Below are 11,446 nucleotides of genomic sequence, written 5' to 3'. Positions count from 1 at the left end.
AAGGAGGTGTACCCATGGCCATTTACACCACATCTTATGCCGAGAGCGACTTGGAGCTTGCCACTTTAGAGTGGTTCGAAGAACTCAACTACAACAAAGCCTACGGGCCCGAGCTCTCACCTGAAGGAGAATATCCGGAAAGACAGTACTATCAGGACGTCATCCTAAAAGAACGCCTACGTGAAGCCCTTATCCGTATCAACAAGCATCTGCCGCGTGAGGCCATAGAGGAAGCGATTCGTATCATCGAAGTGCCTCGGAGCCCGAGTTTGATGATCAATAACAAAGCATTTCAGAAGATGATCACGGACGGCATCGATGTCCAGTATCGGAATGCTAACGGTGATTATCCGACCGAAAAAGTCTGGTTGTTTGATACTCATTTGGACCACGCTGACAATAACGATTTTCTTGTGGTGAATCAGTTTACGGTGATTGAGAACCAAGTCGATAAACGCCCGGATGTTGTGGTGTTCGTCAATGGCCTTCCGATTGCGGTTCTGGAACTGAAGAGCGCTTCAAATGAAGAAGTGGGAATTAGTGATGCATACAATCAGGTGCAGACTTATAAAAAGGCGATCCCGTCCCTATTCACATACAATTCCTTTATGGTCATCAGTGATGGGGTCAATGCCAGAGTAGGGACACTGACGGCTGACGAGGAACGATTCATGATGTGGCGCACCATTGATGGAGAGGATGTTGCATCCTCCTCCCTGCCGCAGCTCGAAGTGCTGATTAAGGGCATGTTCGAAAAAAGCCGGCTGCTCGACATCATCAAGCATTTTGTTTTATTTCAGACAGATGGTGAACATCTATTCAAAATATTGGCCGGATATCATCAGTATCATGCTACGAATAAGGCGATCGCGGCTACAGAAAGAGCGACACTGGAAGAAGGCGACCGCAAGATCGGCGTCATCTGGCATACACAAGGATCTGGTAAAAGCCTGTCTATGGTTTTTTATGCAGGCAAACTGGTCCTGACTCTTGATAACCCGACAATTGTGGTTGTAACGGACCGTAATGATCTGGATGATCAGTTATATGCCACATTTAGCAAGTCTATAGACTTGCTCCGCCAAACTCCGCAACACGCCGAAGACCGTGCTCACTTAAAGCAGCTGCTTTCGGTAGAATCGGGCGGGATTATTTTTACAACCGTGCATAAGTTCTCACCTGAAGAAGGCGAATCCCAGTATCCTGTGCTCACAGACCGTCGTAATGTCATCGTAATGGCGGACGAAGCACATCGCAGTCAATACGGCTTTCAGGCGGAAATGGTCGCATCGGATGAGGAAGCAAACATCAAATACGGCTATGCAAAATATATGCGTGACGCCTTACCGAACGCTTCTTATATCGGGTATACTGGAACACCTGTTGAGTTGACGGATAAGAACACTCCGGCTGTTTTTGGTGATTATATTGATATTTATGACATGACACGGGCTGTAGAGGATGGTACGACCGTCAAGATTTACTATGAGAGCCGGATCGCCAGGTTGGAGTTGTCGGATACGGAGCGGCCGGTTATCGATGAAGAATACGAAGAGATTACCGAGTATCAGGAGTATACTCAGCAAGAGAAGCTTAAGTCCAGATGGGCGCGTCTTGAAGCGCTTGCCGGTGCGGAGAAACGGATCAAAAAGGTCGCAAAGGATATGGTTGAGCATTATGAGCAGCGCCAAGGAGCCATGTTCGGCAAAGCCATGATCGTCGTGATGTCGCGGCGCATTGCTATCGACCTCTACAAGGAGATTATCGCTCTTCGTCCGGACTGGCATAGTGATGACGACAACGAAGGTAAAATCAAAATCGTCATGACCGGAAGCTCAAGCGACCCTGTAGAATGGCAGCCTTATATCGGGACAAAACGGCGCCGTGAGCATTTGGCCAAACGGATGAAGGATTTAAACGACCCGCTGGAGATCGTCATCGTGCGTGATATGTGGTTGACCGGGTTTGACGTGCCAAGCATGAACACCATGTACATTGATAAGCCGATGAAGGGCCATAACCTCATGCAGGCTATCGCCCGTGTTAACCGTGTATTTCGTGACAAACCGGGGGGGCTGATTGTAGATTATATCGGCATTGCAGATATGTTAAAATCGGCACTCCAGCAATACACCGAAAATGACCGTAAAACTGCAGGAATTGATACGGACCAAGCGATTGATTTCATGTTGGAGCGTATACAGCTCATTCGCGAACAATTGCATGGACAGGACTTTTCGAAATATGCGTCGGAGAAAGCTTCTGAACGGATGAAGGCAATTGTCGAGACTGTTGATTATGTGCTTGGGCTCGGCGATCAAGGCAAACGCAATTTTGTTAATTGGACCACGGAACTGGCAAAGGCCTATGCACTATGCGCAACGACAGAAGCTGCAGAGTCGGTTAACCTTGAAATTAGCTTCTATAAAGCAGTAAAATCGGGAATTGTCAAAATCATTACCACAGAGAACAAGAAGAAAACGACGAATGAACTTGATGCGGAACTGAACCAGTTGATCTCCAAGTCGGTCATGTCTGATGAAGTCGTCGATATTCTCGAAGCAGTTGGTTTGCAGAAGCCTAACATTGCGATTTTGTCGAATGAGTTCCTGGAGCATGTTCGCGGGTTGAAGCAAAAGAACCTCGCTGTCGAACTGCTCAGAAGACTCCTTCAAGGCAAGGTGAAGGCTGTATCTCGCACAAGCATCGTGCAGTCGAAAAAATTCTCTGAAATGCTCGATGAAGCTATTCGTAAGTACAATAATCGAACGATTGAGACAACCCAGGTCATTGAAGAACTTATTCAGATGGCTAAAGAGATGAACGCAGCCGTAAAGCGCGGTGAAGATCTAGGGCTCATTAAGGAAGAAGTTGCTTTTTATGATGCGCTTGCTTCTAATGAGTCAGCTAAGGAGCTTATGGGGGACCTGGTTCTTAAGCAAATTGCTCACGAATTGACACAAGCCATCAAGAACAACATCAAGGTGGACTGGACTCTTCGGGAGAATGTCCGGGCTCAGATGCGTATTACGATTAAGCGATTATTGAAGAAATACGGATATCCGCCAGATCTTGAAAAATTGGCAATTGATTTGGTGCTTCAACAGGCGGAGTTGATGGCACAGGCAGAGACAGAAGAATTTAAATACTAACTGACATCAGGCGTAGCTAAAAGAGCTGCGTCTTTAGAATGCAAAAGCTTATTGAATAAAAAACACTCGAAAATTGTAAGGAATTAGGTATAATAAATTAATAGGAATTATAGTAATTATAGGAATCTGGAGGGAAAATGGTCGGACATATTGTTGAATTATGCAATGATTTGCTGGAGGCTATAGAGAGCGAGGATTTCAAATCTGCTAAAGGCTTATACTACACAAAATACTTTTCTTTTATTAATACAGAGTTATCAATGTTAAATATAATGGAATTTGCTCCATCATATCGAACGCAATTTTTATTTTTAAAATCGGACTTTGATAATTTTTCAAAACAAGCTGCTGGTTTGACTTTAAATGATATATTTAAAACAAATTTACGTGATAAAACAACACAATTAATTAATAATCTAAGTTCATATGGCCAAATTGCTGCATCAAGAATGATTGATCTATCTTTTATGGTTGATCCGGAATTGAAAGCCTTTGCTACCAGAGATTTTCACGACCTCGCAACGAAATTGATACTTGACCGAGCGTGGAAAAGTGCAGTTATATTAGCTGGAAGTATCTTAGAAGCTATTTTATTTGATGTGATAAGTAATCCAATCCACAATTCTAGGGCTAGACTAGCTCGAAGAGCTCCAAAAGAAAGAGGAACGAATACGGTATTAAGACTTGATAAGTGGAAATTAAAAGACCTAATCAACGTTGCTGTTGATATCAATTTATTGGATCGTACAACTGAGAATACGATTCATCAAGTTTTGCGAGATTACCGGAATTTTGTTCATCCCCTTCTTGAAAAAAACATGGGATTACAGTTGGATGAAACGGAAGCAATACTTGCAAAGGGTGCAATTATGTCGGTTTGTAAGAAACTCTTGCAAAGTGTGTAGCAGTATATTCAGAGGAAAAGGAAGAATAACTTCATGTACAATGAATGGGGCTTTAAGAGATCACCCTTCGATACTAATCCGTTACCTGCAAATAATGAGGGTAAGGAATTATTAATTGGAAGACAAAATGACTTAAATAAAATTAAGAGACGATTGGCTAGCTCCTCAAACATTATAACAGTCGAAGGCAATAATGGTATTGGAAAGACTTCTCTTGCAAACATCACCGCATATGCAATGTATAATGATTACTTAGAATCAGGTGAGGGTGTTTTCTTGGTCCCTTGTTCTGAACCTATTCAAATGACTTCAGATAAAGATTCTGAGGAGTTTATTGATGAAGTGCTTATTAAAGTATTTCAAACATTATTAACAAAGGGGCATGAACTTGCTGAAAGTGGATATCGATCGTCGTCAAAAAATATTAATATTTGGTTAAGTCAAGTTGAACCAATGGAGCAATACTTTAAAGACATGAAAATTAGTATAATTGGTAGTGCAAGAGTTGATTTTAGGATAAAAATATTGAATTGGTTAAAGGAAATATTCCCCTATAACACAAATGGGGGAGTTGTTTGCATCCTAGATAACTTAGAGTTGTTGAATACGTGTGATGATGCTCGTAAAAAAATAGAGGAATTCAGGGATACGTTATTTGGTTATACCGGTATAAGGTGGATACTTAGTGGGGCATTGGGGATTGTGTATGGATTAATGTCTTCTCCTAGGCTTGAAGGTAGATTAAGCCCTCCAATCGAGTTATATGGAATTGATAAGAAGTTTTCCTCCGAGATTCTTCAATCAAGAGTTAAAAAATATGCTCAAAGTGAAGATATTTACTTACCTTTAAATATTGACGAATTTAGCCACTTATTTGAGTTATTGAAAGAAAACACGCGTCATACACTCAGTTATTGTGATGATTATTGTATTTGGATTTCCGACTATTCCCATAATCCACAGACATATGAAGAAAAGAAGCAAATGTACTTTACTTGGCTTGAAGTGAAAAGTAAAAAGAAGGTCGAATCCTTAAGAAAGAACATTACGCCAACTACCTTAAAGACATTTATATCTGCGGCAGAAATGGGTGGAGAATTTACTCTTAGTGACTACGAAAGTTTTGGATTTAAAAGTATTAATAGCATGAGACCATACATTAATAATCTCGAACAATATAACTTAGTCATGAGGTCAACTGATGAGAATGATAAAAGAAGAAAAACTATTCAACTAACTCCTGAGGGATGGATTTATAACTTCGGATTGAGTCTACTTCAACAAACCTAGGGATGCCCATTTAGTGATCCATACTGCTACAGTTCGGATAAGTTCTAGTCTAATACTTTATTTTTCACTGTTCATAAACATAGGAATGAGTTTTTAGATTTCAGTCTAAAACTTATTTCTCAATACCTGACGATTTTGTAACCAAAAAACCGCGTCAGATCAACAACCTTAGTCTAATACTTTATTTTCTTCGAACAGTTATGAAATTAACCAGTAACAAAAGCATAATGACTAAATTCGACGAGCCGTCCTGAAATTCAGGACGGCTTTTTTTGCGCAATCAACTTAATTGAATTTTCTTGTGTGTAAATTATTGTAGAGCAAAGTTATTGTTTTCCTATTAAGCAGGGATAGCGAAGTAATCCTCCGAATATTCTGCATAAAGAGGATGTTTTCAAAATTTAAATCCTTTATGAACAGGAGAAGAACTATGTGGTTAGTTATTCCTGAATTAATACTGTTGTTGTTATGGATTGGAATTAGATCCGTCGTGTTCATTTATTACAACGGAAGCAGTCAGAATTCATATTTCGTTCATTACCTTTATCATTCCTATTTTGGCTTTCCAATAGTATTTATTTTGATGCTATTGGTCTTGGGGATATTTATAATTCATTTTAAGATTAAAGAATTAAAAATAAAGAGAACCTTTAAGTTACGTATACTTGTTAATTCGTTGCGTATTTTAAGAATATTTTCCTTTTTATTTGTTATCTTAATGTGTATTTCCAGGGGCTCTCAAATTCAGGCTGATTACCATAATTACACTTCCAAGAAGATAATTAGGAACACTTTAACAATTACCGATTTCAAATTATCGGATGGGGCAAGAATTAGTAAAAGTGTTTTACCCTATCTGATCTACAGAACCATGTGTCCCTTGCCTTTGACTGAATAACGGCGGTACAGCCGGAATATACTGTAGGCTTTTTAGATAACCGAGTAATAAGCAACCGACTCTTTCATCAAAACCTTCGTCTGCAGATATCCGCTCTGCTCCCCGATCCCCTCAAGGGCAGCCTCCAATAAGCCAAGCTGGTTGGGGGCCAGCTCCTGTCCGTGCATCTGGACGTACTGTGCGGCTTCCTCAACTGTACAATGACAAATATTTTTTAGAAAAGCTCCCCATTTGATTAGATCCACTGCATGATCCCCTGCACAAAGAACACAACCCCCATAGCTGATCTGGTGTCCGCAGGTGAGCTTTAATACCCCATACCAGCATCCGTAAGGCTCTGAATGATGCATGAAGGTGGGGCGGCTGCTAAAGGCAAACAATTCGATCCGTGCCAGCCTGCCGTTAACCATGGATACAACCTCCTGGCATATCTACAAATTTAAACGCATGCTGCAGACGGTGGATCTGCTCAGCTTTGGTAATACAGGCTGCCAGCTCATCTTCATTCTCACAGACTGCGGCATGCTCAAGCCAAACCGAGACTTTTGTTTTGCGCACAATAGACAGGTGCAGAGGAAAAGCTCTGCGGGATCTCAGGATATACCAGCCCGGCGGCACATTGCTCCAGGGTTTTTTGAATGCGGCCAGAATAGACAGCCTCCTGCTGCATTCCCAATCCTGTTCCTGCTGTTTATCTCTGATGCTCCTGTAGATTTGATAAAGCACCTCTTTATCCGAACAGGTAAGATGCAGAGAGAACGCTCGGAACTGGGCTAATACGGAAAGCTGTGCTGCGCCGAACCCGTAGCCCACGATATGCCTCTGATTATTGTCCACGTACCAGAATGCGCCGAAGCTGGAGTACTCAAGACTCACCGGCTCTAGCACGTTAGGGTGGATGCCAAAATAATAGATTCGATTATTGTTCATTCCCTCTGCTCCTCATTCATCATAATCTGACCAACGCAAAAGCATGGAATTCTGCATTTGTTCAACAGGAATCATACGCCGGGGTGACTGTGTTTGTAAAATATATGAAATCAGTTTAACGCGCTATAAATGCGCTATTCCACTATAAGGACCTGCTTACTGGAACAGACTTGCTATATATCTTTGATTTTCTCCAAAAACCGCCTGTTTTCGGGCTCTTAATGCAATCTTAACTGGCCTGGAAATACCCTAATCCTGATCTAATGGCCGGGGTGTTAATCTGATTACAAAAGAGGAGAGAGGCGGTAAGGGCAATGACTGATGTGTATATGGCAGCAGCACTCGCTGTATTATTCACTCTGATGTATACATTCGTACAATGGTGCGGACGGGTTGTTGATGATAAAGGAGGGGCAGACCAATGACTGTGGTTATAGCGGCAACTGTATTGCTGTTTCTCTATCTGGTATATGCCCTGATTCATCCGGAGAAGTTTTAAGTGTTACAAGAGAGAGCAATTCATTTTAAGGAGGGGCATTCGTGGGTATTCTGCAAATCGTCATCGTTATTGCCATACTGGTACTGCTGGTAAAGCCGGCAGGAACTTATCTGTATCATGTATTTTCTAATGAGCCAAACCGGACTGACCGGATATTCGGAGGACTGGAGCGGGGGATATTCAAGCTCGGTGGACTCAGCAAGCGCGAAGGTATGTCATGGAAAAGGTACGCTGTCAGCTTTTTGACAACCAATATCGTGCTGGTGGCCTTCGGCTATCTGATCCTGCGTCTTCAAGGGGCACTGCCCTTTAATCCTGGCGGGATCGGTACGATGGAGCAGACGCTGGCTTTTAACACGGTAATCAGCTTTATCACCAATACTAACCTGCAGCATTACAGCGGGGAAACCGGGGTTTCCTACTTCTCGCAGATGGCAGTCATGACCATGCTGATGTTCACCTCGGCGGCGAGCGGGTTTTCTGTAGCGGTTGCTTTTGTCAGAGGGATAACCGGCCGTAAGTCGCTGGGTAACTTCTTTGAGGATTTTGTCAAAGTCCATATTCGGGTCTTTATTCCGCTGGCTTTGCTGGTAACGCTGCTTCTGATTGGGCTGCAGGTGCCGCAGACCTTGAAGCCGACACTCGAGGTCACTACGCTTGAAGGGCAAACCCAGCAGATTGCTGTCGGCCCGATTGCTTCCCTGGAATCGATTAAGCATATCGGTACGAACGGCGGCGGCTTTTTCGGGGCGAATTCGGCCCATCCCTTTGAAAATCCGAGTCCGCTCACTAATGTTATAGAGATCCTATCCATGTGGCTGCTGCCGGCTTCACTTCCTTACATGTACGGCAAATTCGCCCGCAATAAACGCCAGGGGTGGATGATCTTCAGCGCCATGATGACCTTATTCGTATTGCTGCTCGGTCTGAACTTTTATGCGGAATCGCAGGGGAATCCGGCTATTAATGCCATGGGTATTGATGCCTCACAGGGCAGCATGGAAGGTAAAGAGGTCCGCTTCGGCATCGCCCAGTCTGCACTGTTCACTACGGTAACAACCGCTGCGACCACAGGCAGTGTTAACAATATGCATGATACGCTAACCCCGCTGGGAGGGATAACCCCGCTTGCGCTGATGATGCTGAACAACGTATTCGGCGGCAAGGGTGTCGGGCTGATTAACATGCTGATGTATGCGATTCTGGGTGTGTTCTTATGCGGGCTGATGGTCGGCAGAACACCGGAGTTTCTTGGACGGAAGATCGAAGCGAGGGAGATGAAGCTGATTGCCATCGCCATCCTGATCCATCCGCTGATTATTCTTGTGCCGACTGCAGGGGCATTTTTGACAGCCTTGGGGCATGGCTCGATTTCAAATCCGGGCTTCCACGGACTAACCCAGGTTTTATATGAATACACTTCGTCTGCTGCCAATAACGGCTCAGGCTTTGAAGGCTTGGCTGACAATACCTCCTTCTGGAATATGACAACCGGGGTTGTTATGCTGCTTGGACGCTATGTATCGATTATTGCAATGCTGGCGGTCGCCGGCTCCATGATCCGTAAAAAGGCAGTGCCCGAAACCATCGGCACGTTCCGTACAGATAACGGTTTGTTCACGGGTATTCTGATCGGTACGGTACTGATTATCGGCGCGTTGACCTTTCTTCCGGTCATTGTGCTTGGTCCGGTTGCAGAATATTTGACTCTACGGTAGGGGAGAGAGTATAGAATGAGTACTGTGCCAAAAAAGAAGCTGCTGACAGGTCCGATCCTGCAAAATGCGCTTAAAGAGAGCTTCATTAAATTAAATCCCGTGACCCTGATTAAGAATCCGGTCATGTTCGTTGTAGAGCTCGGAACGTTTATCGTCCTGCTGATGATCCTGGCCCCCGGCTATTTCGATGCCCGGGATACGGCCGGATTCAATATTTCGGTATTCTTCATCCTGCTGTTTACCGTATTGTTCGCGAACTTTGCAGAGGCACTGGCAGAAGGACGCGGCAAGGCGCAGGCGGATACGCTCAAAAAAACCAAGCAGGAGATTTCCGCCAATAAGCTGACAGCCGGCGCGGTCAAGATCGTACCTTCCTTTGAGCTAAAAAAAGGGGATGTTGTGATAGTCAGCCAAGGCGAGCTGATTCCCGGCGATGGTGAGGTTATTGAAGGGCTCGCGTCTGTCGATGAATCAGCTATAACAGGAGAATCGGCTCCGGTCATTAAAGAAGCAGGCGGAGACTTCAACTCCGTCACTGGAGGAACAAGAGTAGTCAGCGATGAAATAAAGGTGCGCATTACAAGCGATCCCGGGGAATCCTTCCTTGACCGGATGATCTCCCTGGTGGAGGGAGCGAGGCGCCAAAAAACACCGAATGAAATCGCCCTGAATACGCTCCTGATCAGCCTTACAATTATCTTTCTGATTGTGGTAGTTACACTTCGTCCTATCGCAGCCTATCTGGAAATCGAGCTTGAAATTCCCGTGCTGATCGCCCTGCTGGTCTGCCTGATTCCAACAACCATCGGCGGCCTTCTGTCTGCGATCGGGATTGCGGGGATGGACCGGGTTACCCAGTTCAACGTCCTTGCCATGTCGGGAAAAGCGGTCGAGGCCGCCGGGGACATCAATACGATGATTCTCGATAAGACAGGTACGATTACCTTCGGTAACCGGATGGCCAGTGAACTGATTCCCGCAGGCCGGGAGACCGTAGAGGAGCTGGCCGTCTGGGCGGCTATCAGCTCGGTCAAGGATGAAACGCCGGAGGGCCGCTCTGTCATTGAGCTGGTCAAAAAGCTGGGCTACAGCTATGATTCCGGTCTGGAAGCAGGGGCAGAGTTCGTCGAATTCCGTGCGGAGACGCGGATGAGCGGAATGGATCTGAAGGATGGCCGGAAGGTCCGCAAGGGCGCAGTAGATTCCATTAAACGCTGGGTGGCTTCACAGGGCGGATCGATACCGGATAATCTGGAGCAGGGCTCGAATAGTATTGCCGGTAAGGGCGGGACTCCGCTTGCTGTAGCGGTGGATAACCGGATCTATGGGCTTATTTATCTGAAGGATACCGTTAAGCCGGGGATGAAGGAGCGCTTTGATGAGCTGCGCAAAATGGGCATCAAGACGATCATGTGCACCGGGGATAATCCGCTCACCGCTGCAACCATTGCCGCCGAGGCGGGAGTGGACGGCTTCATCGCTGAAAGCACGCCAGAGGATAAAATAGAAGTCATCCGTCGCGAACAGAGAGAGGGCAAGCTCGTGGCTATGACCGGAGACGGTACCAATGATGCACCGGCCCTGGCGCAGGCGGATGTAGGGCTTGCCATGAACAGCGGAACCTCAGCGGCTAAGGAAGCGGCCAATATGGTCGATCTGGATTCAGACCCGTCCAAGATCATTGAGGTAGTATCGATCGGCAAGCAGCTGCTGATGACACGCGGAGCATTGACAACGTTCAGTATTGCGAATGATATTGCCAAATATTTTGCCATCATTCCTGCGATGTTTACACTGGCTATTCCGGAGATGAATGTACTGAACATCATGGGCCTGGGCTCTCCAAGCTCGGCAATCCTCTCGGCGCTGGTCTTTAATGCGGTCATTATTCCCTTGCTCATTCCGCTGGCGATGAAGGGTGTATCGTATAAACCGATGAGCTCGATTAAGCTGCTGCGGCAAAATATTTTGATTTATGGCCTCGGCGGAGTTGTTGTACCGTTTCTCGGTATTAAGCTGATTGATATGGTCGTCAGCATCTGGATCTAATATAC

General features: G+C 45.1%; 8 protein-coding genes. 6 read left to right on the top strand and 2 right to left on the bottom strand.

Annotated features, from left to right (window positions below; genetic code table 11):
• Positions 1 to 14 precede the first annotated feature (14 nt).
• The 3 genes from R70723_RS27965 to R70723_RS27955 all read left to right on the top strand — a co-directional run bounded on the left by R70723_RS27965 (position 15) and on the right by R70723_RS27955 (position 5,347).
• Positions 15 to 3,152, top strand: coding sequence for a type I restriction endonuclease subunit R (locus R70723_RS27965; RefSeq protein WP_039877336.1), 3,138 nt, complete (start codon positions 15 to 17; stop codon positions 3,150 to 3,152).
• Between the two features lie 137 nt (positions 3,153 to 3,289).
• Positions 3,290 to 4,057, top strand: a complete 768-nt coding sequence (locus R70723_RS27960) for a hypothetical protein (protein ID WP_039877335.1) — start codon at positions 3,290 to 3,292, stop codon at positions 4,055 to 4,057.
• A 33-nt stretch (positions 4,058 to 4,090) separates the two neighbouring features.
• A complete protein-coding gene (locus R70723_RS27955) occupies positions 4,091 to 5,347 on the top strand; it encodes a helix-turn-helix domain-containing protein (RefSeq protein ID WP_039877334.1) in 1,257 nt (418 codons plus the stop codon).
• Positions 5,348 to 6,277: 930 nt separating this feature from the next.
• Here R70723_RS27955 and R70723_RS27945 read toward each other — a convergent pair.
• Together R70723_RS27945 and R70723_RS27940 are read right to left on the bottom strand one after the other, a co-directional pair.
• Positions 6,278 to 6,655 (bottom strand): hypothetical protein, encoded by a 378-nt coding sequence (locus R70723_RS27945; protein WP_039877332.1) that lies wholly within the window; start codon positions 6,653 to 6,655, stop codon positions 6,278 to 6,280.
• Positions 6,648 to 7,175: a hypothetical protein gene (locus R70723_RS27940; RefSeq protein WP_039877331.1), complete on the bottom strand. Its 528-nt coding sequence runs from the start codon at positions 7,173 to 7,175 to the stop codon at positions 6,648 to 6,650. Before R70723_RS27940 ends, R70723_RS27945 begins: the two co-directional genes overlap by 8 nt.
• 421 nt (positions 7,176 to 7,596) lie before the next feature.
• On the opposite strand from R70723_RS27940, the gene kdpF reads away from it, so the two are divergent.
• From kdpF to kdpB, 3 genes are read left to right on the top strand one after another with little or no spacing between them, the layout of a single operon-like run.
• Positions 7,597 to 7,674, top strand: a complete 78-nt coding sequence (gene kdpF, locus R70723_RS34445) for a K(+)-transporting ATPase subunit F (RefSeq protein WP_076418478.1) — start codon at positions 7,597 to 7,599, stop codon at positions 7,672 to 7,674.
• A 41-nt stretch (positions 7,675 to 7,715) separates the two neighbouring features.
• On the top strand, positions 7,716 to 9,392 hold the full coding sequence (gene kdpA / locus R70723_RS27935; RefSeq protein ID WP_039877330.1) for a potassium-transporting ATPase subunit KdpA: 1,677 nt from the start codon (positions 7,716 to 7,718) through the stop codon (positions 9,390 to 9,392).
• Positions 9,393 to 9,407: 15 nt separating this feature from the next.
• On the top strand, positions 9,408 to 11,441 hold the full coding sequence (gene kdpB, locus R70723_RS27930) for a potassium-transporting ATPase subunit KdpB (protein WP_039877329.1): 2,034 nt from the start codon (positions 9,408 to 9,410) through the stop codon (positions 11,439 to 11,441).
• Positions 11,442 to 11,446: the final 5 nt, after the last annotated feature.

Source organism: Paenibacillus sp. FSL R7-0273 (assembly GCF_000758625.1).
In the GTDB taxonomy this organism is placed as follows: Bacteria; Bacillota; Bacilli; order Paenibacillales; family Paenibacillaceae; genus Paenibacillus_AQ.
This window is presented reverse-complemented; position numbering and strand designations above follow the sequence as displayed.

Bases quoted from the DNA above. Each gene is read 5' to 3' on its own strand.
- R70723_RS27965 (WP_039877336.1), top strand. From the start codon at position 15: ATGGCCATTTACACCACATCTTATGCCGAGAGCGACTTGGAGCTTGCC.
- R70723_RS27960 (WP_039877335.1), top strand. From the start codon at position 3,290: ATGGTCGGACATATTGTTGAATTATGCAATGATTTGCTGGAGGCTATA.
- R70723_RS27945 (WP_039877332.1), bottom strand. From the start codon at position 6,655: ATGGTTAACGGCAGGCTGGCACGGATCGAATTGTTTGCCTTTAGCAGC.
- kdpB (WP_039877329.1), top strand. From the start codon at position 9,408: ATGAGTACTGTGCCAAAAAAGAAGCTGCTGACAGGTCCGATCCTGCAA.
- R70723_RS27940 (WP_039877331.1), bottom strand. From the start codon at position 7,175: ATGAACAATAATCGAATCTATTATTTTGGCATCCACCCTAACGTGCTA.
- kdpF (WP_076418478.1), top strand. From the start codon at position 7,597: ATGACTGTGGTTATAGCGGCAACTGTATTGCTGTTTCTCTATCTGGTA.
- R70723_RS27955 (WP_039877334.1), top strand. From the start codon at position 4,091: ATGTACAATGAATGGGGCTTTAAGAGATCACCCTTCGATACTAATCCG.